This is a genomic window from Amycolatopsis sp. NBC_00348 (genome assembly GCF_036114655.1).
Classification (GTDB): domain Bacteria; phylum Actinomycetota; class Actinomycetes; order Mycobacteriales; family Pseudonocardiaceae; genus Amycolatopsis.
Genome location: NZ_CP107994.1, coordinates 9,511,809 through 9,531,819 on the forward strand (window position 1 = coordinate 9,511,809; position 20,011 = coordinate 9,531,819).

The following is a 20,011-nucleotide window of genomic DNA, read 5'->3' on the forward strand; positions in this document are numbered from 1 at the left end:
CGCGCTGCGGCGCGCGCCGGCGGTGAGCGTCAGACCGCGTCGGCGCCTGCTTCGCGATCTCGGCGACCGGAGCCTCCGCCCGTCGAACAGCAGCGTCCTGGCTCCCGGCGTAGATCGAACCGGTCCCGGTTACCTCCAACGCCGTCTTGCTCAGGTGCGGGGCAGGGCGTTCCAGCCACGCAGCGTCACGTACAGGAGATCCACGAGCGCGCCGGCCGCCTCCATGTCCGAAAGGTCTGCCGCATCGGCCCAGCGGGCGTCCGTGGCGTCGTCACCTGCCGTGAGCGTGCCGCCCGCGATGCGGCAGGCGTAGTCGTGGATTTCGTAGGGCTCGCGGGTCACGGTGCCGACCAGTGTGCCCGGAATCACGTCGAGGCCCGTTTCCTCCCGCATCTCGCGGATCACGGCCGTTTCGTCTGATTCGCCCGGTTCGACTCGGCCGCCTGGCAGCGACCATTGGCCCGAACCGGGGTCGTTGGCCCGCCGGATGAGGAGTAATCGGCCCTGGTCGTCGTACGCGATCCCGCCGACGCAGCGGACGGTGGTGCCCGTGGAGCCCTTCATGTCCCGAAGGGTAGACGTCAGCGAGGTGAAAACCGATGTCCTGTACACGGAGAGTAGCCATACGGTACACTCCGGACGGCGTGCTGACCCAAGCGCGGGACTTTCCTCCCTCGCGCCCCTTCAGTGCGGTACAACGTAAAAAGTCAGTTTTTTGCTGTTGTCCGGTGTCACCGTAAGAGACGGGATTTGATCGCGGTGAACGTGAAGAAGATTGCGGGCCTCGCCGGTATCGCGTTGGTGCTGTTCTTCGTCATTGCCCAGCCCGGTCAGGCCGCGGGCCTTGTCGGCAACATCGTCGACTTCCTGCGCAGCTCGGCCGAATCGGTGATCACCTTCGTCAGCAACGTGTTCAAGGGCTGATAGGGGGGTTACCCTCGAACCATGTTCGCGCCACGCGACCCCGACGAGTACCTCCTCGACACCGAGCGGCGGGTCATCCGGATCCGCCGCCACTGGGCGGTGCTGCTGTGGGACACCTTCGAGGCGGCGGCTCTGCTCGCCATCTGCGTCCTGGTGTCCTACCTGCTGCCACCGGCGCTCTACATCGGCCAGAACCTGCTCTGGTACGTGGCGCTGATCGTGGTGCTGCGGTTCGCCTACGTGGTGATGGAGTGGTGGGTCGAGCGGCTGGTGGTCACCGACAAGCGGTTCGTCATGACCACCGGGGTGTTCACGACCAAGGTGCTGATGATGCCCATCAGCAAGGTCACCGACCTCAGCTTCGTGCGCACCGCCACCGGTCGCATGATGGGCTACGGCACGATGGTCGTCGAGTCCGCCGGTCAGATCCAGGCGCTCAACAGGATCGACTACCTGCCGCGGGCCGAAGAGTTCTACGACACGATCTCCGAGCTGGTCTTCGGCGACAAGCAGAAGCAGGCTGAGCGCTTCTCGATGATCAAGGCCCAGCGGGCCGCCCGGGGCAAGAAGCCCGTCGGCTGAGCCGTGAGGCCGTCGGCCGCCGCGTGACTTCGCGCTGAGCAGCAGTCCGCGAGCGGGGCGCGGCGGCCTGACCGGAACAAGCCTCATCCCGGCGAGGGTGTGACCCAGCGCATCGTCGACAATGGATCCGATGCGCATCGACCTGCACGCCCATTCCACCGCCTCCGACGGCACCGACACGCCGGCCGGCCTCGTCGCCGCGGCCGCGAGAGCCGGGCTCGACGTCGTCGCGATCACCGACCACGACACCACGGCGGGCTGGGCCCCGGCCACCGACGCCCTCCCACCAGGCCTGACGCTGGTGCCCGGCGCCGAGCTGTCCACCGTCTCGACCGACCCCGAGACCGGCCGCCAGATCAGCGTCCACCTGCTGGCCTACCTCTTCGACCCGGCCGCCGAGGCCGTCGTCACCGAGCAGACCCGGCTGCGGATCGAACGCCGCACCCGGCTGCGCAAGATGGCCGAGCGGATGGCCGCCGACGGCCTGCCCATCGACGCCGACGAGATCTTCGGCCTGCTGCCCGAGGACTCGCCCGCCGGGCGCCCGCACCTCGCGCAGGCGCTGGTCCGCGCCGGGCTCGTCAAGAGCGTCGACGAGGCCTTCGCCGAGTACCTGAACAGCCGTCGCGGCTACTACGTCGCGCGCCGGGACACCCCGGTCGAAGACGCCATCGACATGATCGCCGCGGCCGGCGGGGTCACGGTCATCGCGCACCCCTTCGCCTTCAGCCGCGGCGCCACGATCAGCGAGGACACCCTCGCCGGCCTGGCCGCCCACGGGCTCACCGGCGTCGAGGCCGACCACCCGAACCACGACCCGGCCACGCGCGCCCGCACGCGGGAGCTCGCCGGCGAGCTCGGCCTGCTGGTCACCGGCTCGAGCGACTACCACGGCACGAACAAGACCATCGCCCTCGGCGAATGCACCACCGATCCCGGGCAGCTGGAGGAGCTGGTGGCGCGCGCGACCGGTTTCCAGGTCGTGAAGGGCTGAGATGGCGATCGCCGACTTCTTCGACGCCAAGCTCTTCATGAGCGCGACGATCACCCTCGTCGTCATCATGGACCCGCCCGGCACGGTGCCGGTGTTCCTCAGCCTCGTCGGCCGCAAGCCGCTGGCGACGCGCGCCCGGGCCGCCCGGCAGGCCGTCCTGGTGTCACTGCTCGTGATCAGCCTCTTCGCCGTCGCCGGCCAGGCGATCCTGGCCTACCTCGGCATCGGCATCCCGGCGCTGCAGGGCGCGGGCGGCCTGCTGCTCCTGCTCATCGCGCTGCAGCTGCTGACCGGCAACGGCCACGAGGCCGAGGCGGCCACCGACGACGTCAACGTCGCCCTCGTGCCGCTCGGCACGCCGCTGCTGGCCGGGCCGGGCGCCATCGCCGCGACCATCGTGTTCGTCCGGCAGGCGGACGGCCACATCGGCGCGTACATCGCGCTGGCGCTGGCGATCGTGATGACGCACTTCATCATCTACATCTGCATGCGCTACTCCGGCGTCGTCATCCGGCTGATCAAGGAAAGCGGCATCACGCTGCTGGCCAAGGTGGCCGGTCTGCTGCTCGCGGCGATCGCCGTCGAGCTCGTCGCGAACTCGGTGCGCGGCTTCATCGCCGGCGGCAACTGACCCCCGCCACTCGGGTTGTCCTGCCGGACAGGATCCCGCCCGCGCGTTGACATCGTTGCCACGCCTCCCGCAGCCTGAATCTCAGCTCAGCGGTTGAAACGATTCAAACGCGCCTTGCGGAGGCCTCGATGAAGTGGCTCAGAGCAGTCCTGCCGGTCACGGTCCTGGTGGCGAGCGGCGTGGCCGCGGTGCCCGCCACGTCCGCCGTGGCGGCGCCGGGCTGGCAGAAGTACGTCGTCGCGCCCACGAGCCGGGACGTCCGGCCGGTGCGCGTGCTGTCCACCACCGGCGACGTCACCAACCCGAAGGGCCTGCTGGGGCAGGGCGTCGCGACGCTGAAGCGCCAGGCGCCCCCGCCGAAGCCGGCCTGGCCGGGCGGGACGACGGCGGCCGCGTCGTCGTTCCACGCGCCCAACAACGGCGGCAACGGCCAGCCGCGCACGTACGGCCCCGGCAACGCCGTCGACGGCAACACCGACACGTTCTGGAACGACGACACGCTCGGCGCCTACCCGGACGTGCTGACGATCACCTCGGGCGCGGCGGTCGCGCTCCCCGGCGTCACCGTGCTGTCCAGTGTGGACGGTGTGCCGCAGGACTTCACGGTCGACGTGCTGGACGGCGGCGCGTGGCGCACCGCGGCCACGGTCACCGGCAACACCGCCGTGCAGCGCGCGGTGGCGTTCGACCGCGCGGTGACGACCACGCAGGTCCGGATCACCGTGACCAAGGACCAGGCCACGCCGTCAGGCGAGTTCAGCCGGGTCACCGAGGTCTGGCCGGGGCTGGTCGCCGATCCGCCGACGCCGGTCGCGGTGCTCGACTTCGGCAAGGTCGTCTCGGGCTACCCGAAGATCTCCTTCGCGGGCGCGTCGGCGAACCACCCCGGCATCCGGGTGTCGACCTCGGAAACCCAGCAGTACCTCGGCGAACGCTCCGACTTCAGCCGGTCGGACTTCTCGAACGGGCCGGGCAGCGACCAGATCGCCGTGCCCGCGACGCCGTCCGTCTGGCGTGACACGCAGGGCTGCCAGAGCGGCACGCAGGTGTGCGCGGACGGCCTGCGCGGCTTCCGCTACCTGCGGATCAGCCTCGACGCGCTCGCGTCGGACGCGCCGCTCACGCAGCCGTCCGGCGAGGTGCGGATCACCGGCGTCTCGCTCGACTTCACGCCGTTCCTCGGCACGCCGGACACCTACCGCGGCTGGTTCGAGTCGTCCGACGAAGACCTGAACCGCTACTGGTACAACGCTTCCTACACCAACGAGCTGGGCATGGACACGTTCCGGGCGTCCGATGTGGACCCCCGCGGCGCGTTCTCGCCGTCGCTCGACGGGAAGGTCGTGCTGCACGACGGCGCGAAGCGCGACCGGGACCCGTACGTCGGCGACGTCGCGATCTCCGGGCTGACCGAGTACCTGACGCACCAGGACGGCACGGCGGCGCGCAACGTGCTCGCCGACCTGGCCGACCACCAGCGCGCGGACGGCTGGATCCCGCCCGCGTCGATCAACGGCTACACGCTCCCGCTGTTCGACTACCCGCTCTGGTGGGTCACCGCGAGCTGGGACTACGTGCTCTACACGGGCGACACCGCGTACGCGTCTTCGTACTACGCGAAGCTCGTGAAGACGCTCGACGCGTGGTACCCGTCGGTCACCGACGCGCACGGGTTGCTGTCGAAGGGCCTCAACGGCACCGGCGGCTACGGCGACTACGCGTTCCTCCCGCGCACCGGCGAAGTGACGTACTACAACGCGTTGTACGTCCGCGCACTCCAGGGCGCGGCCGGGATGGCCCGGGCGACGGGGCACGCCGCCGACGCCGATCGGTGGCTGTCGCGGGCTTCCGGCGTCGCGGCCGCGGTGAACCAGTACCTGTGGGACCCGGCGGCGGGGGCGTACCTCGACTCGGCGTCCGGCGCGGTGCGCCACGGCCAGGACGGCAACAGCCAGGCGATCGTCGCCGGGATCGCGTCGCCGGCGCGGTCTTCGTCCTCGCTGGCCCGGCTGGCGGCCGGGGCGTTGCCGTACGGGAACCCGTTCATGGACAACGACACGCTGGTTTCGGACGGCACGAAGCGCGTCTACGCGTTCACGTCGTACCCGGAGCTGGTGGCGCGGTTCCAGACCGGGCAGGCGGCGTCCGCGATCGACCAGATCAAGCGGATGTACGGCTGGATGACCAGCCACGACCCGGGTATCACGGACTGGGAGGGCATCGGCGACGGCGGTTCGCACTACGAGCAGGGCTACACGTCGGCCGCGCACGGCTGGTCCACCGGCGTCGTCCCGGCGCTGACGAACGAGCTGCTGGGCGTCTCGCCGACGTCACCCGGCTTCGCGACGTGGCAGGTTTCGCCGAAGCCGGGCTCGGTCGCGTGGGCGCGCGGGGCGGTGCCGACGCCGAAGGGCGCGTTGTCGGCTTCGTGGGGCCAGCAGGGTTCGGTGTTCTCCCTGACGGTGACGGCGCCGCGCGGGACGTCCGGCTCGCTGGCGGTGCCGGCCGGTCGCGTGGTGCTGCTCGACGGCCGCGTCGTCCGGACGGCCGCGGTGAACGGCACGGTGACGGTGGCCGCGACCGGCGGCACCCACACGGTGCTCGTGGTGCGGTAGTCGGTGCGGTAGGAAAAGCCGTGAAGGCCTCCTTACCGGCTCTTATGGCCGGGAAGGAGGCCTTCACGGCTTTGCGCGGTGGTGCGGGCGCGGCGGCCGGCGCGGGTCCGGCGCGGAAAGTGTCGGTGGTGGTGCGTAGCGTGGGGAACCGTGAAGGAGCAGATGGGCTTCGATTTCGGTGTCGCGCAACCGGTGCGGCTGACGAAGGTGTCGCCGGCGCGGCTGGCCACCTTCGACGACTGCCCGCGCCGGTACCGGCTCGCGTACCTGCAGCGGCCGACACCGCAGCGCACCGGGCCGTGGGCGCACAGCACGCTCGGCGCGGTGGTGCACAACGCGTTGCGGGCGCTGTTCGACCTGCCGGTGCTCAAGCGCGTGCCGCAGAAGGCCGTCGCGCTCGTCGCCGAGTACTGGAAGGACGCCGGGTTCGAGGACGCCGAGCAGGCCGCGCGCTACCGGGCGCGGGCCAAGGGCTGGGTGGCGGAGTACGTCGAGGACAACGACGTCACGCACGACCCGGTCGGGCTCGAGCGCTGGGTGTCGGCGCCGGTCAACTCGACGCCGGGGGAGCGGCCGTCGATGATCATCGAGGGCCGCGCGGACCGCATCGACCAGCGTGACGGCGAGCTGGTGGTCGTCGACTACAAGACGGGCCGCCGCGCGCCGGACGAGTACGAGGCGAGGGCGTCGCAGGCGCTGGCGCTGTACGCGGTGGCGTCGGCGCGCACGCTGCGGACCCCGTGCACCACGGTCGAGCTGCACCACCTCCCGAGCGGCACGATCGCCGCGGCCGAGCACACGCCCGAGAGCCTGCGCCGGCACCTGCAACGCGCCGAAGAGACCGCCGGGGACCTGAGGCTGGCCACGGATACCCTGAACGCGGGCGGCGACGAGGACGTGTTGTTCCCACCCCGCCCCGACCGGCGCTGCGCTTGGTGCGACTTCAGGCCGAGCTGCGCGGTGGGCCAGGAAACGGCCCCGCAGATGCAGCCGTGGGACCTGCTCGCGCCCTGAACAGGAGAGAAAGTGGCCTCACCGGACACCGAGGAACTGGCAACGGTCCCGCTGCCGACCCCACGGCCGGACGACAGAACGACGCCCCACCAGGTCATCACGGACCCGGCGGCGCCTTCACCTGACGCGCCGACCGAAGCCGCCGCGCCGACCGAGACCGGCGAGCAGGCGGATGCCACCTCACCGGAGGCCGTCGAGCAAGTCGAGCCCGCGAAACCCGCGAAGCCGCGCGGCCGCTGGTGGCGGGGCTTCACCGGCTCACTGGCCGCGGGCCTCACGGTCCTGGCCGTCGGCGTCCTCGTGGTCGCGGGAGTCTGCCTGTACACCGACGCTCCCGGCCCCGGCCCGGTGCTGCTGATCGGTCACCCCATCGCCGCGGTGCTGGCGTTGCTGGCCCAGCGGGTCGCCGACCGTCGCAACGGCCTTCCCGCCGCCGGCGCGGGGATCGCCGTGGTCCTGTTCGTGGTCTCCGCGCTGACCCTCTTCTGGCTCACCTGACGAACCCGTAACCCGCGTGACCGAGCCCGGAACTCGCGTGATCAGACCCGGAACTCGCGTGATTGAAGCCGGAACTCGCGAGTTCCGGCTTCAATCACGCCGATGACGTGCTCAATCACGCGAGATACGGGTTACTTCAGGGCCGTGAGGGTGTCGCCGCGTTCTTCCAGCAGGACCGGGCCGGCCGTGCCCAGGCGAACCGGGCCCGTGTAGCCGCGGCGGTCGACGCCGACCGTGCGGATCGTGGAGCCGTCGTTCTCGTTCAGCACCGCCAGGCCGCCCTTGATGGGGACCACCAGCTGGCCCGCGAACGTCACGCCCGGGCCCATCGCGCTGCCCAGCGTCCAGCGCGGGGACAGGTCGTCGCGAGAGAGGGCCAGCACCTTCGAACCGCTGAACCAGTAGACGTTCGCCGCGGTCTGGGACGTCTGCTCGACGCCGCCCTGCGGGTCGGCGGCCAGGTCGGCCGGCGGGACGTCCAGGGGGTACGCCGCGCGCTGGGAGCCGTCGCCGTTGTAGATCACCAGGAGCTTCTGGTCCGGCAGGACCACCGCCGCCAGGTCGCCCGACATCGCGATCACGCGCGCCCGCTTGCCCGCCAGCACCGAGCTGAACGCCACCTGGGGCTCGTCGTCCTTCTCCGGTGCCGCCTTGTAGACGCTCAGGCGGTCCGCCGGGTCGCCCGGGCAGCGCTCGATGACGCCGACCTTGCCCGACGCCGCCGCGACCGTGCCGTACGTGCAGCCGGTGCGCGGCTGCTTGCCCGCGTTGACCAGCGCCGGGACCTGGCCGTACTCGGCGCTCTGCACCAGGTCGTCGCGCCAGGTGTCGAGCAGCTTCTTGCCGGTGGTGGTCACGTGCGAGCCGTCGCTGACCAGCCGGGTGCCCAGCTCGGCGTTGCCGTTGCGCTGGGCGGTGATCCGGCCGGTGCCCGGGTCGAGCTGCGTGACCTCGCTGCAGTTCTCGGTCTTGTGGTAGACGGCGTTGACCCGCCCCCACGTCTCGTTGAGCGTGCACAGCGGCAGGTCACGCGTGTAGTGCCAGCGGATCTGCCCGGTCAGCGGGTCGCGGGCGGCGACCTCGCCGCCGTCCGCCGTGACGACGGTGTCGCCGGTGGCCACCGGGACCGGTGTCGCGCCGCTGCGGGCGCTCCAGATCTCGGCCAGCGAACCGGGCACCGTGTTCGGCGCCGCGGGCAGCGGCGACGGCGGGTCGGCTTCGGTCCGGTCGGTGCCTTCGCTGTCGCTGGTCGCGCCGATGACCAGCGCGACCGCGACGACGACCACCGCGATCACCGCGGCGAACACCCGGTCCCGGCCGCGGTTCCAAGGCGAGCGACGGGCCTTGACCCGCGGCGCGGGTGGAGCAGGTTCGACGTCGTCGAGGACGTCTTCGGAGCCCAAAGCGGCGGCTTCCGAAGGCTGCTCCGGTTCTTCCTCGGGCACGGAAGAAGCAGCCTTGTCCTCGTCGCTCACGTACCTGCTCCCCGCGCTAAAGCCTCAGTCTGCCGACGCAGGTGTATCAGAAGTCGCGGCCGGGCGGCGACGGCGGCGCCGTCGAGCCGGGCGTTCGGCGTTCTCGCCGGACTCCTTCTCCACCGGGCCGGCCGTCTCCGGGGCGGTGCCGCGGGTGCGGCGCCGGGTCCGGGTGCGGCCTTCGGCAGCGTTCTCGCCGGGCTCGGAGCCGGACGTGGCCGCGGTGTCGGTGGCCTCGCCCGGCTCGCCCGTGCGCGCGGCACCGCGGGTCCGCTTGCGCGGGGTGCGGTTGCGCTTGCGCGGTGCTTCATCGGTCTCCGGCGCCGGAGACTCGGGGCCGCCGGCGGCGGTGTTGCCACGGCCCTGCGCGCCACGGCCGCGGCGCTTGCCGCCGAGGTCCTCTTCGACCTCGGCGCCCAGGCCGGCGCGGGTGCGCTTGGCCAGCGGCAGCCGGCCGGTGGTGCCCGCCGGGATGCCCAGGTCCTCGAACAGGTGCTTCGACGACGAGTACGTCTCCACCGGCTCCGGCTTGTCGAGGCCGAGGGTGTCCGAGATGAGCTTCCAGCGCGGCATCTCGTCCCAGTCGACGAGCGTGACGGCGACACCGGTGCGGCCCGCGCGGCCGGTGCGGCCGATGCGGTGGACGTAGGTCTTCTCGTCGTCCGGGCACTGGTAGTTGATCACGTGCGTGACGTCGTCGATGTCGATGCCGCGGGCGGCGACGTCGGTCGCGACCAGCACGTCGACCTTGCCGGAGCGGAACGCGCGCAGGGCCTGCTCGCGGGCGCCCTGGCCCAGGTCACCGTGCACGGCGGCGGCCGCGAAGCCGCGCTCGACCAGGTCGTCGGCCACCTTCTGCGCGGTGCGCTTGGTGCGGCTGAAGATCATCGTGAGGCCGCGGTCGGCCGCCTGCAGGATCCGGGCGATGACCTCGGGCTTGTCCATCGAGTGCGCCCGGTAGACGAACTGGGTGGTGCGCTCGTGGATCGCGCTCGCGTCGTTCTCCTCGGCGCGGATGTGCGTCGGCTGGTTCAGGAACGTGCGGGCCAGCGTGATGATCGGCCCCGGCATGGTGGCCGAGAACAGCATCGTCTGGCGCTTGTCCGGGACCATCCGCAGGATGCGCTCGATGTCGGGCAGGAAGCCCAGGTCGAGCATCTCGTCGGCCTCGTCGAGCACCAGCCCGCGGACCTTGCCGAGGACCAGGTGCTTCTGCTCGGCCAGGTCGAGCAGCCGGCCCGGGGTGCCGATCACGACGTCGATGCCCTTGCGGAGGGCCTCGATCTGCGGCTCGTACGGGCGGCCGCCGTAGATGGCCAGGGTGCGGATGCCGAGGTGCTTGCCGGCGCCCTTGAGGTCGTTGGCGACCTGGATGCACAGCTCGCGGGTCGGCACCACGACCAGCACCTGCGGGGTGCCGTCGCCCGGCACCTCCACGCGGTGCAGCAGCGGGACGCCGAAGCCCAGGGTCTTGCCCATGCCGGTGCGGGCCTGGCCGATGAGGTCGTCGCCGGCCATCGCCAGCGGCAGCGTGAGCTCCTGGATCGCGAAGGTCCGCTCGATGCCGACTTCGGCGAGTGCTTTGATGATCTCCGGCTTGACGCCGAAGGACGCGAAGGTCGGGGCCTCGGGCTCCACCTCGACGCCCGCCTGCAGCGGGTGCGACGTGTCGAGCGCGGCCGGGCCGGTCTCGCTGTGTTCCAGCGCGACGGCGGGGGAGTTCTGTTCGGTTGTGGGATTTTCTGCGGTCAGGGTGATCGCCTCTCTCGTGACCAGCGCGCACAACCCTGAGTCCCGTTTCGACACTCGACCGGGAGTAAACCCTGGTCCCCAGCGCTGAAGTGAAGCGCGGAACCGGTCCGTCCCGGGAATGCCGGAAGAGGCGTGCACGCACATTGCAGTACGTCGGCGGGCCTCGTGGCCTGCCTGATCCCGACGCCTGTATGACGTACGGAAGCTTCGATATCAAACGCAGTGTACCTGGTCAGCAGTTTTTCGACAGTACCCGGCACGCCGGAGGCAGTGGGATCGGTCTCGTCCCGACACGCCCGGGTGCTTCGGCGATACCCTGCTGCCGTGACCGACCCGAAAGAGATCACCGAAGGCGTCGTCGACCTTCTGGGCGTGATCGCCTACCTCGAGCTGTCCGCGTTCGACCGGCTGGCCGAGGACGCGCGCAGTGCCCCCACCCTGGCCGGGCGGGCCGCGCTGGCGGCCATGGCGGCCGCCGAGATCGGTCACTACGGCCTGCTGTCCGCGCACCTGGCCGGGCACGGCGTCGCGATCGAGGACGCGATGGCGCCGTTCCCGAAGCACATCGACGACTGGCACGCCTCGACCCCGCCGAAGTCGTGGCTGGAGTCGCTCGTCAAAGCCTACGTCGGCGACGGCCTCGCCGCCGACCTCTACCGGGAGATGGCCAGCTGGCTGGACCCCGAGACCAAGGACCTGGTGCTCACCGTGCTGGCCGACACCGGACACTCCGCCTTCGCCGAGCGCGAGGTGGCGGCCGGGATCGAAGCCGACCCCAAGACCCGCGACAAGCTCGCTCTGTGGGGGCGCCGCCTGCTCGGCGAAGCGCTCACGCAGGCCCAGTACGTCGTCGCCGAACGAGACGGCCTGGCCGAGCTCATCATCGGCGGATCGGGTGACCTCTCCGGAATTGCGGCACTGTTCCGAAGGTTGCAACAGGGGCACACGAAGCGCATGCAGGCCCTCGGCCTGGGCTGACCTCGATGGAGTACCAGGACACGACGACGTGGCCGGGCGCGGACATGCGGCACCGCAACGACCCGGTTCGGTTAGCCTTGCCGAGCACATCCCTTTCGAATTTCCAGCGGAGGTCCCACGTGGAGGTCAAGATCGGCATCAAGGACACCCCGCGCGAGCTGGTGGTGTCCAGTGGCCAGTCTCCCGACGAGGTGGAGAAGCTGGTCGCCGAGGCCCTGACGGCCGGTGACGGGCTCTTCCGCCTCAACGACGAGAAGGGCCGCAAGTACATCGTCCCCTCCGACCGCATCGCCTACGTCGAGATCGCGCCGTCCGACACCCGCAAGGTCGGCTTCGGCGTCGGCGACTGACGTCACACCGCGGTAACCGTCCGGTCTCAGCTCGCTCTCAGCCCCATCCGTCACCGTGCCCCGGCAGGGTTCGGGCGGGGTGAGCGAGAGATGAGGTGGACGGCGTCCACGCGGTGACAACGGCTCCGGCACGGAGCCGCGAACACCAGCCCACGGCCGGTCCCGCTCCCCGGAGCGGACCGGCCGTCCGGCTGACCGGGATCGACGTGGCCCGCGGGGCCGCGGTGCTGGGGATGTACGCGGTGCACCTCGGGCCGAACCCGCTCGACGGCGGTGGCGCCGCCTGGTTCAAGCCCTTCGAAGGCCATTCCGCCGCGCTCTTCGCGGTGCTGGCCGGCGTCTCGATCGCGCTGATGTCCGGCGGGCGGCGGCCCAAAGCGGGCCGCGCTCGCACGCGCGTCGCGCTCCGGCTGGCGACCCGGGCCCCGCTGCTGGTCGCGCTGGGGCTCCTGGTGACCGGGCTCGGCACCGGCTACATGGTCATCCTCGCCTACTACGGCGCCTGTTTCCTGCTCGCTATCCCGTGGCTGCGCTGCCGCGCGCGCACGCTCGCCGTCGCCGCGCTGGTCACGGCCGTGGTCATGCCGCTGGTGTCCTTCGCGGTGCGGTCCGTCTTCGCGCCGCGCGACCTGGTCTTCGAGGCGCCGGACGTCGCGTGGGGCGACTTCGCGACCTGGCACGGCCTCGGGCGCGCGGCCGGCGTGCTGCTGCTGACCGGGACGTTCCCGGCGGTCACCCTGATGGCCTACCTGTTCGCCGGGATGGCGATCGGGCGCCTCGACCTTCGCTCCCCGGTTGTCGCCCGCGCGCTGTGCTCCGGCGGGGCGGCGCTGGCGGCGGGCGCGTACGCCGTCTCGTGGCTCGCGACGCGCGTCTTCGGCGGCCTCGAAGCCGTCCACCAGGCTTTGGAGCCGGCCGCGGCGAGCTACGGCATGAGCCCGGAGACGCTGCTGCACCTCGACGAGTCCTGGATCCACGGCACACCGCCGACCACGACGTGGGCGTGGGAGCTGCTCGCGAGCGGCGCGTCGTGCACGCCGTTCGACCTGCTGGTGTCGATCGGCATCGCGGCTTCGGTGATCGGCGGCTGCCTGCTGCTCGCGCCGCGCTTCGAACGGCTCCTGCGGCCGCCGGCCGATCTCGGCGGCCGCGCGCTTTCCGCGTACGTGCTGCACTTCGTGGCGATCCGGCTGATCTGGGACAGCGACGGCGACGGCACGGACGTGTTCGCGCTCACCCATTTCGTGGCCTTCTCGGCGGTCGCGCTCCTCGCTTCGGTGGCCTGGCGTCGCTGGATCGGGCGCGGGCCCCTCGAATGGGCGATGGCGCGGTTCTCGCGGTGGCCGGACCAGGTCCTCCGCTAGGTTCACCGGATCGGTGCGCTTTCCTTGGTGTGTCGGGGTTTCCCGGCTTAACTTCGTCGGCGATCCGGCGCCACGGGGCCCGGACCGACACCCACTCCGGAGCAAGTCGATGACCACTGTCGAGCCCACGACGACCGCCGTGGCGGACCTCGTGCGGAGCACCCTGGCGACGCACAAGTCGCTGTTCCTCGCGACTTCGGGCAGTGACGGCCCGTGGGTCGGCGGCGTCTACTTCGCCGAGGACGACGCGTTCACGCTGAACCTGGTGCTGGAGCGCCGGGGCAGGACGCTCGCCGCGATCCGCGAGAACCCGGTGGTGTCGGTGGTCGTGTCGACCGGTTCGCCGATGCAGCCGTTCCTGCAGGCGCGGGCGCTCGCCGAGGTTGTCGCCGGAGAAGACGACACGCAGGTGCGCGAGACGCTGGTGGCGAAGGTCCCGGAGGCGGCGCCGTTCCTGGACGCCCCGGTGGTGGCGGTCCGCCTGAGCGTCCGCGGCTGGCGCGCGACGGACATCGCGAACGGCTGGCTCCCCGGCCGCGACCTGCCGAGCCCGCGGCACCCCTGAGCCGCACACCGGCACGGCCACCGCGCGGGTGGCCGAGCCGGTTCCACCGCGCTGCCCGCGGCGGCGCCTTCACGGGCGAGCGTCGTCGCGGGCGGCTGCGAAAGTCCGTGAATGCCACATCGAGGGACATAGCGTCCGTGAATGGGGCATTCACGGACTTCAGGCGTTGAGCTCCTCCAGCGACGTCGGCACGTGGAACGGCGGCGTGCTGGTGCCGGTGATCCGGTAGCGGCCCCACGGGTCCGGGTCCGACAGCTCGCCCGTCGCCGTGTGCGCGCCCGCGTGGATCTCGACGGCTTTCTTCTTGCCGCCGGCCAGTTTCGCCAGCTCTTCGTGCACCGCCACCCGGCCGTACCAGCGGTAGAAGCCGTCGATCGGCTGGAAGTAGCCGCGCAGCTCGACCTGCGCCGTCAGCGAGACGCCGTCGACCACCAGGGTCGCTTCGCCGCTGTAGCCGTCTTCGTCGTGGTCGCTCATGACGTCTCCTCAACAGGCACAGGTTCCGTGCGGCCCAGCTGGACCACCTTGTTCGCTTCCAGCGGCTGGTTCGGGTCGATGACCACGCCGTGCTGGCGGCTCAGCCCGTCGATGGCCGCCCAGATGATCTGCGTCAGGTACTCGACGACGGCGTCGCGGCCCATCGACCGGCGGTCCAGCCACCACTCGCCGGTGTTCTGGACCATCCCGACGATGCCGTGCGCCCACGGCTCGGCCGCGCCGGAGTCCATGTTGAACATCCGCATGTAGTCGCCGAGCAGCGCGGTCAGCGCCGTCGCGATGAGTTCCTTGTCCTCGGCCACGACGTCGGAGCCGACCGGCTTCTCCGGGCGCCCGTGCGCGAGCAGCCGGTACAGGTTCGGGTGCTCCTCGATCACGGTGAAGAACGCGTCGAGCGCCATCCGGATCCGCGGCACCGGCGCCAGTTCGGCGTTGATCGCCGGGATCAGCCGCTCGAAGAGGATCTCCGTGCCGCGCTGCCCGAGGGCGACGTAGAGGTCGGCCTTGTCGTCGAAGTGCCGGTACAGCACGGGTTTCGTGACACCCGCCTCGGCGGCGACGTCCTCCATGCCGAGGTCCGGGCCGTGGGTGTCGAGCGCGCGCAGGGCGGCCTCGACGAACTCCTTGCGCCGCGCGATCCGGTGCTTGCGCCAGCGGTCCCGGCGGGCGTCGCCGGTCGCCTCCTCGCCGCGCGACGAAGGCTTGGACGGCTTGCCGGAGCGCTTGACACGTTCGATCACGAGAGGGATGCTACCAGAGGTAACTGTTACCTCAAGTTACATGTTTCGGAAGGGGCTGTCGGCGATGACGCGGACGCTGAAGGAACCGGATCGCGAAAAGACCGCGGAGCGGCTGCTCAAGTCGTCGGCGAACAAGTTCTACGACCCCGACGTCGACATCGACTGGACCGCGCCGCTGGTCGAGGGCAAGCGGTTCATCCCGGACGAGCGCTCGTCGCTGTACGGCACGAAGCTCTGGGACAAGCTGACGCCGGAACAGCGCATCGAGCTGGGGAAGCACGAGGTCGCCAGCGTCGCGACCACCGGGCTGTGGTTCGAGATCCTCCTGATGCAGATGCTGCTCAAGGAGGTCTACGAGCAGGACCCGACGTCCGCGCACGCGCAGTTCGCGCTCACCGAGATCGCCGACGAGTGCCGGCACTCGACGATGTTCGCGCGGATGGCGTCGCGGATCGGCTGCCCCGCCTACGGCCCGGTGCCGTGGCTGCGGAAGCTCGCGAAGCTGATGCCGACGATCTCCTACGGCCCGGCGCGCTACGGCGCGATCCTGGTCGCCGAGGAGGTGCTGGACCGGCTGCAGCGCGAGCAGATGAACGACGACGGCATCCAGCCGCTGGTCCGGATGGTCAACCGGATCCACGTGCTGGAGGAGGCGCGGCACGTCACCTTCGCCCGCGAAGAGGTCACGCGCGGCATGGCGAAGCTGTCCAAGGCCGAGATCGCCTACCAGCAGTTCGTCATCGCGCTCATCTCGTACTTCGTGACGCGGGCGTTCATCAACCCGAACGTCTACAAGGCGGTCGGGATCCGGCCGCGCGACGGCGTCGAAGCCGCCCTGAACAACCCGAACTGGCAGGGCACGATCGCCTGGGCCGGGGAGAAGATCATGCCGTTCCTCGAGGAGTCGGGTCTGGTCGGGCTGCCCGGGAAGTTCTTCTGGCGCAAGTCCTTCCTGCTCCCGGCGGGCCGGTGACCACCGCGTCGCGGCTGCGCGACCCGTCGCTCGGGCACCGGTTCGTCGCGAGCGACGGCGCCGCGCTGCACGTCGCCGAGTCCGGCCCAGCCGACTCCGATGACACCACTGTGACGCTGGTGCTCGTCCACGGCTGGACGCAGGACCACCGCACGTGGGACTTCGTGCTGCCCCACCTCGACCCCGGCGTCCGGGTGCTCCGGTACGACCTGCGCGGCCACGGCGGTTCCGCGCCGGCGCGCCCGGGCTCGGCGTCGATCGCCCGGCTCGCCGACGACCTCGCCGAGCTGATCGCCGACCGCGTCCCGAACGGCCCGCTCGTGCTCGCCGGTCACTCGATGGGTGGCATGACGTTGATGGTGCTCGCCGAACGGCACCCACAGCTGGTCGCGTCGCGGCTCGCGGGAGCGGCCTTCGTGGCGACGTCGTCGGGCGACATGGACCGGCTGACGCTCGGGTTCCCGGGCCTGGTCGGCCGGGGCGTCACGCGCTTCGAGCCGCGGCTGGCCCGCCTGCTGGCCGGGCTGCGGTCGGACACGCTGCGGCTGCGTCCGGGGATGGTCCGGTCCGGTTCGCGGCGCCTGGTCTTCGGCGACCGGCCGGGCCGTGCACAGGTCGACAGCGTCGTCGAGCAGCTGCTGTGCAGCCACCCGGCGAGCGCCGGGCTGTTCCTGGCCGCGATCGCGTCCCACCGCGGCGTCGGCGGCCTGGGCGCGCTCTGCGACGTCCCGTCGGTGGTGCTGGCGGGGGAGAAGGACCGCCTCTGCCCGCTGGCGCACGCGAAGGTGATCGCGGACGAGCTGCCGCACGCGGAGTTCGTCCGCTACCCGGGCGCCGGGCACATGCTGCCGCAGGAACGCCCCTACGAGGTGGCCCGCCGCCTCTCGGCGCTGGTCCGCACGGCCGTCACAAACTGACACGCACTGTCAAAAGCGGCACTTTCACGTGAAAGTGCCGCTTTTGGGCACCCGCCAAGGCGGCACTTTCACGTGAAAGTGCCGCCTCAGGGAGTCAGGAGTCCTTGAGCGGGAAGCCGCCGCCGATGCCGCGCCAGGCCAGGTTGGCCGTCAGCGCCACCGCCTCCTCCTGGCTCATCGACTGGTGGTGCTGCAGCCAGAACCGGGCGCTGACCTGGCTCATCCCGACCAGCCCGACCGCCAGCAGCCGGGCTTTGTCCTCGTCGAGACCGGCGTCCGCCGTGATCGTGTCCGTGATCGCGTCCACGCTCGCCGAGGTCGCGCGGTCCACCGCTTCCTGGACCGCCGGCTCGCCACGCAGGTCGGACTCGAACACCATGCGGAACGCGCCCGCGTCGCTGCTCACGAAGTCGAAGAACGCGCCGACCGTGGCCGGGACGCGCTGCTTGTTCTCCGTCGTCGAGTCCAGCGCCGCCTGCACGCGCCTGACCAGCTCGTCGACATGGCTTTCGAGCAGCGCGATGTACAGGTCGAGCTTGCCGGGGAAGTGCTGGTAGAGCACCGGCTTGCTGACGCCCGCGACCTCGGCGATCTCGTCCATGGCGGCGGCGTGGTAGCCGTTCTCGGCGAAGACCCGCTGCGCCGCGGCGAGGAGCTGGGCCCGGCGCTCGGTCCGGGGCAAGCGCACCCCTCGTTGCTGCAACCGCGTCATCTCCGTCATGCTCTTCCTCCCGTCTTCGCCACCTTCGACGGGCGGGGTCGCCACCGCGTGAAGTCGACCTGAAGATTACTCGCCGGTACGCGTGCTGTGCCAAGTGTCGGGCATCCTGGAGCCGTGAAGACCTCCGCCCACGGCCCGGGAGACGTCGGCGCGGCCCGGCCGCCGGTGACCCACGTGCCCCTCTCGACCAGGGCTTTGCCGCCGCTCGAGCCGGTGCTGCCGCCCTGGCCGGCGACGTTCGAAGAGGTCGGCACCGCCCGCCTCCACATCCGTCGCACGCCGGGCCCGGACGGCGTGCCGGCCGTCTACCTCCACGGCCTCGGCGGTTCGTCGACGAACTGGACCGACCTGGCGGCGCTGCTCGCCCCGGTCGCCGGGGGCACCGCGCCGGATCTGCCCGGCTTCGGCAGCTCCGAGCCCGAGGCCGGGTTCGACTTCAGCCTCGAAGCGCACGCCGAGGTCGTCGCGCGGCACATCCGTGACGTCGGCGCGCCCGTCCACCTGCTCGGCAACTCCATGGGCGGCGCCATCGCGCTCATCGTCGCCGCGCGGCACCCGGAGCTCGTCAAGACGCTGACGCTCATCTCGCCCGCGATGCCCGACCGGCGCCCCGACCCGCGGCGGCTGTCGGACCCGCGGATGGCGTTCGCCTACCTGCCGCTGGTCGGCGCGCGGGTACGCGCCCAGCTCGCCGCGCTCGGCCCGCGGGAACGCGCCGCCCAGGTCATCAAGCTCTGCTTCGCGGACCCGTCGCGGTTCCCGGAGAGCCGGCTCGACGAGCTGACCGAGGAACACGGCGCCCGCGCGGCCTTCGCCTGGGCCGCTCCGGCGATGGCGCGCAGCACGTTCGGCATCTTCCGGGCGTGGTCGGCGGTCGGGAAGGCGTCCCTGTGGTCCCTCGCGCCGTTGGTGAAGGTGCCGACGCTGGTCGTCTGGGGCCGGGAGGACCGCGTCATCTCGGTGCGACGCGCCATGCGCACCGCCCGCGCGCTCCCGCGGGCCCGGCTGCTCGTGCTCCCGCGCACCGGCCACGTGGCACAGATGGAGCGGCCGATCGTCGTAGCGAAGGCGGTTCTGGGCATGTGGGAGCACGTCGAAGCCGGAAATTGGTAGCCCGATCGGGTGACAACTGATCGCTGCGTGATCCGCCAGTCGCCGAGGGCGCCGCTTCGGCGCTGTGGCACCCTGGTGCGGTGGACCGGGTGAAGCAGGACGCGCGAGGCGAAGATCGGCGGGCTCCCCACCGCGCGTCGGCCCGCCGGCCCGCGCAAGGCGCCCCCGAGTCCGACGACCCGCCGCGCACCGGGCAGTACCGCCCGGCGAAGGCGCCGGCCCAGCGCGTCAGCGAGGACCGCTACCGCCCCGGCGGCCGCCGGACCTCCGCCGAGCCCCTGAGCGCGTCCTGGAAGCCGCACGAGCAGGCGCGCGAGGCCAAGCAGGCCGAAGAGCCCCCGAAGACCGCCTTCGCCAAGCTCACCAAGACCTACGGCTGGCGCGTCTACGCCCTGCCGATCCTCGTCGTCCTGACCGTGCTCGTCGTCGTCAACACCGCGAACAGCCCGGCCGAGCCGATCGCCGAGCAGGGCGCCGGTTCCGGGATCGAGTCGGCGGGCGGCGACACGTCCGGCGGCTCCATCGACGGCGCCGACGGCCAGGGCATCCCGGAGAACCCGGCGACGCCGGTCGACCTCAAGGTCCCGACGGCGGACCTGCCGGAAGGCAGCCCCTTCACCCAGGCCGGCGCGGGCGCGTGGCACACCGTGCCCGGCACCGGCCCGAAGGTCGGCAGCGGCAAGCTGTACACCTACACCGTCGACGTCGAGGACGGCATCGACCCGGCGAGCTACGCCGGCGACGACGCCTTCGCCTCGGCCGTCCAGGGCACGCTGTCGGATCCCAAGAGCTGGACGTGGGACGGCAAGGTCGCCTTCCAGCGCGTGGACGCGAACTTCCCGAACCCGTCGTTCAAGGTGAGCCTCACCACGCCGGAGACGACGCACCGGGCGGATGCCTGCGGGTTCCAGATCAAGTTCGAGGCGTCCTGCTACCGCAAGAGCATGGGCCGCGTCCTGATCAACCTGGCCCGCTGGGTGCGCGGCGCGAAGGCCTACGGCGCCGACATGACCGGGTACCGGCAGTACGCCATCAACCACGAGGTCGGCCACGCCCTGGGCAACCAGCACGTCGGCTGCGGCGGCAACAACCAGCCCGCGCCGGTGATGATGCAGCAGTCCTTCGGCGTCAACGACGACTACGTCTCGATGCTCAACGACATCCCCGGCGGCGACAAGGGGAAGGTGGCCAAGGACGGTCTCATCTGCAAGACCAACTCCTGGCCCAACCCCACGCCGTAGTCCCACGATCTGGACGTATGACGTCCAACCGCCCACGCACGTTGTGCACGTGGGAAGGTCTGCTCG

General features: G+C 71.4%; 21 protein-coding genes. 15 read left to right on the forward strand and 6 right to left on the reverse strand.

Translation table 11 applies throughout. The features are described from left to right. Positions 1–150: 150 nt before the first annotated feature. Entirely contained in the window at positions 151–564 is a 414-nt protein-coding gene (locus tag OHS58_RS42955; RefSeq protein ID WP_326946329.1) for an NUDIX hydrolase, read from the reverse strand. Positions 565–759: 195 nt separating this feature from the next. On the opposite strand from OHS58_RS42955, the gene OHS58_RS42960 reads away from it, so the two are divergent. The 7 genes from OHS58_RS42960 (at position 760) to OHS58_RS42990 (ending at position 7,258) form a co-directional block, all read left to right on the forward strand. Beyond that, positions 760–924, forward strand: a complete 165-nt coding sequence (locus tag OHS58_RS42960) for a hypothetical protein (RefSeq protein ID WP_167379843.1) — start codon at positions 760–762, stop codon at positions 922–924. A 21-nt stretch (positions 925–945) separates the two neighbouring features. Next, complete coding sequence (locus tag OHS58_RS42965; RefSeq protein ID WP_326946331.1) at positions 946–1,506, forward strand: PH domain-containing protein; 561 nt, start codon at positions 946–948, stop codon at positions 1,504–1,506. Between the two features lie 130 nt (positions 1,507–1,636). Beyond that, entirely contained in the window at positions 1,637–2,500 is an 864-nt protein-coding gene (locus tag OHS58_RS42970) for a PHP domain-containing protein (protein WP_442875500.1), read from the forward strand. A 1-nt stretch (position 2,501) separates the two neighbouring features. Further along, a complete protein-coding gene (locus OHS58_RS42975; RefSeq protein WP_247061080.1) occupies positions 2,502–3,131 on the forward strand; it encodes a MarC family protein in 630 nt (209 codons plus the stop codon). A 128-nt stretch (positions 3,132–3,259) separates the two neighbouring features. Continuing rightward, positions 3,260–5,746, forward strand: coding sequence for an alpha-L-rhamnosidase-related protein (locus tag OHS58_RS42980; protein WP_328646098.1), 2,487 nt, complete (start codon positions 3,260–3,262; stop codon positions 5,744–5,746). Positions 5,747–5,908: 162 nt separating this feature from the next. Then, positions 5,909–6,760 (forward strand): RecB family exonuclease, encoded by an 852-nt coding sequence (locus OHS58_RS42985; protein WP_326951766.1) that lies wholly within the window; start codon positions 5,909–5,911, stop codon positions 6,758–6,760. Between the two features lie 12 nt (positions 6,761–6,772). Then, positions 6,773–7,258, forward strand: a complete 486-nt coding sequence (locus OHS58_RS42990) for a hypothetical protein (RefSeq protein WP_328646099.1) — start codon at positions 6,773–6,775, stop codon at positions 7,256–7,258. A 131-nt stretch (positions 7,259–7,389) separates the two neighbouring features. On the opposite strand, the gene OHS58_RS42995 is transcribed toward OHS58_RS42990, so the two are convergent. Together OHS58_RS42995 and OHS58_RS43000 are read right to left on the reverse strand one after the other, a co-directional pair. Further along, positions 7,390–8,733: an Rv3212 family protein gene (locus tag OHS58_RS42995; protein ID WP_442875501.1), complete on the reverse strand. Its 1,344-nt coding sequence runs from the start codon at positions 8,731–8,733 to the stop codon at positions 7,390–7,392. 24 nt (positions 8,734–8,757) lie between these two features. Further along, complete coding sequence (locus tag OHS58_RS43000; RefSeq protein ID WP_326951769.1) at positions 8,758–10,371, reverse strand: DEAD/DEAH box helicase; 1,614 nt, start codon at positions 10,369–10,371, stop codon at positions 8,758–8,760. 438 nt (positions 10,372–10,809) lie between these two features. Between OHS58_RS43000 and OHS58_RS43005 the strand changes: the two genes are divergently transcribed. The 4 genes from OHS58_RS43005 (at position 10,810) to OHS58_RS43020 (ending at position 13,742) form a co-directional block, all read left to right on the forward strand. Beyond that, positions 10,810–11,463, forward strand: a complete 654-nt coding sequence (locus OHS58_RS43005; RefSeq protein WP_247061088.1) for a ferritin-like fold-containing protein — start codon at positions 10,810–10,812, stop codon at positions 11,461–11,463. A 119-nt stretch (positions 11,464–11,582) separates the two neighbouring features. Beyond that, positions 11,583–11,813 carry a DUF3107 domain-containing protein gene (locus OHS58_RS43010; RefSeq protein WP_326946335.1) on the forward strand — a complete coding sequence of 77 codons (231 nt, stop codon included), beginning with the start codon at positions 11,583–11,585 and terminating at the stop codon, positions 11,811–11,813. A 113-nt stretch (positions 11,814–11,926) separates the two neighbouring features. Beyond that, entirely contained in the window at positions 11,927–13,177 is a 1,251-nt protein-coding gene (locus OHS58_RS43015; RefSeq protein WP_328649948.1) for a DUF418 domain-containing protein, read from the forward strand. A gap of 109 nt (positions 13,178–13,286) precedes the next feature. After that, positions 13,287–13,742: a pyridoxamine 5'-phosphate oxidase family protein gene (locus OHS58_RS43020; protein WP_328646100.1), complete on the forward strand. Its 456-nt coding sequence runs from the start codon at positions 13,287–13,289 to the stop codon at positions 13,740–13,742. A gap of 159 nt (positions 13,743–13,901) precedes the next feature. Here OHS58_RS43020 and OHS58_RS43025 read toward each other — a convergent pair whose 3' ends face one another. Both OHS58_RS43025 and OHS58_RS43030 read right to left on the reverse strand, forming a co-directional pair. After that, a complete protein-coding gene (locus OHS58_RS43025) occupies positions 13,902–14,219 on the reverse strand; it encodes a DUF4873 domain-containing protein (protein ID WP_247061095.1) in 318 nt (105 codons plus the stop codon). Then, complete coding sequence (locus OHS58_RS43030; RefSeq protein WP_326951771.1) at positions 14,216–14,989, reverse strand: TetR/AcrR family transcriptional regulator; 774 nt, start codon at positions 14,987–14,989, stop codon at positions 14,216–14,218. The genes OHS58_RS43025 and OHS58_RS43030 overlap by 4 nt, the downstream gene beginning before the upstream one ends. A 55-nt stretch (positions 14,990–15,044) precedes the next feature. Here OHS58_RS43030 and OHS58_RS43035 point away from each other — a divergent pair, with 55 nt between their 5' ends. Both OHS58_RS43035 and OHS58_RS43040 read left to right on the forward strand, forming a co-directional pair. Further along, positions 15,045–15,953: an AurF N-oxygenase family protein gene (locus OHS58_RS43035; RefSeq protein ID WP_328646101.1), complete on the forward strand. Its 909-nt coding sequence runs from the start codon at positions 15,045–15,047 to the stop codon at positions 15,951–15,953. After that, the gene (locus tag OHS58_RS43040) at positions 15,950–16,870 is read left to right on the forward strand and encodes an alpha/beta fold hydrolase (protein ID WP_328646102.1); all 921 of its coding nucleotides are present in this window, start codon (positions 15,950–15,952) and stop codon (positions 16,868–16,870) included. Before OHS58_RS43035 ends, OHS58_RS43040 begins: the two co-directional genes overlap by 4 nt. Before the next feature lie 94 nt (positions 16,871–16,964). Here OHS58_RS43040 and OHS58_RS43045 read toward each other — a convergent pair whose 3' ends face one another. Further along, positions 16,965–17,591 (reverse strand): TetR/AcrR family transcriptional regulator, encoded by a 627-nt coding sequence (locus OHS58_RS43045; RefSeq protein ID WP_247061100.1) that lies wholly within the window; start codon positions 17,589–17,591, stop codon positions 16,965–16,967. Positions 17,592–17,804: 213 nt separating this feature from the next. Between OHS58_RS43045 and OHS58_RS43050 the strand changes: the two genes are divergently transcribed. Both OHS58_RS43050 and OHS58_RS43055 read left to right on the forward strand, forming a co-directional pair. Continuing rightward, positions 17,805–18,704, forward strand: coding sequence for an alpha/beta fold hydrolase (locus tag OHS58_RS43050; RefSeq protein ID WP_326951772.1), 900 nt, complete (start codon positions 17,805–17,807; stop codon positions 18,702–18,704). Between the two features lie 80 nt (positions 18,705–18,784). Beyond that, positions 18,785–19,945 carry a DUF3152 domain-containing protein gene (locus OHS58_RS43055; protein ID WP_326955834.1) on the forward strand — a complete coding sequence of 387 codons (1,161 nt, stop codon included), beginning with the start codon at positions 18,785–18,787 and terminating at the stop codon, positions 19,943–19,945. Positions 19,946–20,011: the final 66 nt, after the last annotated feature.

What these genes read in the sequence shown, in the direction of transcription:
- OHS58_RS43035 (WP_328646101.1), top strand. Translation starts at nt 15,045, where the DNA reads ATGACGCGGACGCTGAAGGAACCGGATCGCGAAAAGACCGCGGAGCGG.
- OHS58_RS42975 (WP_247061080.1), top strand. Translation starts at nt 2,502, where the DNA reads ATGGCGATCGCCGACTTCTTCGACGCCAAGCTCTTCATGAGCGCGACG.
- OHS58_RS43045 (WP_247061100.1), bottom strand. Translation starts at nt 17,591, where the DNA reads ATGACGGAGATGACGCGGTTGCAGCAACGAGGGGTGCGCTTGCCCCGG.
- OHS58_RS42965 (WP_326946331.1), top strand. Translation starts at nt 946, where the DNA reads ATGTTCGCGCCACGCGACCCCGACGAGTACCTCCTCGACACCGAGCGG.
- OHS58_RS42955 (WP_326946329.1), bottom strand. Translation starts at nt 564, where the DNA reads ATGAAGGGCTCCACGGGCACCACCGTCCGCTGCGTCGGCGGGATCGCG.
- OHS58_RS42985 (WP_326951766.1), top strand. Translation starts at nt 5,909, where the DNA reads ATGGGCTTCGATTTCGGTGTCGCGCAACCGGTGCGGCTGACGAAGGTG.
- OHS58_RS43020 (WP_328646100.1), top strand. Translation starts at nt 13,287, where the DNA reads ATGACCACTGTCGAGCCCACGACGACCGCCGTGGCGGACCTCGTGCGG.
- OHS58_RS43025 (WP_247061095.1), bottom strand. Translation starts at nt 14,219, where the DNA reads ATGAGCGACCACGACGAAGACGGCTACAGCGGCGAAGCGACCCTGGTG.
- OHS58_RS42980 (WP_328646098.1), top strand. Translation starts at nt 3,260, where the DNA reads ATGAAGTGGCTCAGAGCAGTCCTGCCGGTCACGGTCCTGGTGGCGAGC.
- OHS58_RS42970 (WP_442875500.1), top strand. Translation starts at nt 1,637, where the DNA reads ATGCGCATCGACCTGCACGCCCATTCCACCGCCTCCGACGGCACCGAC.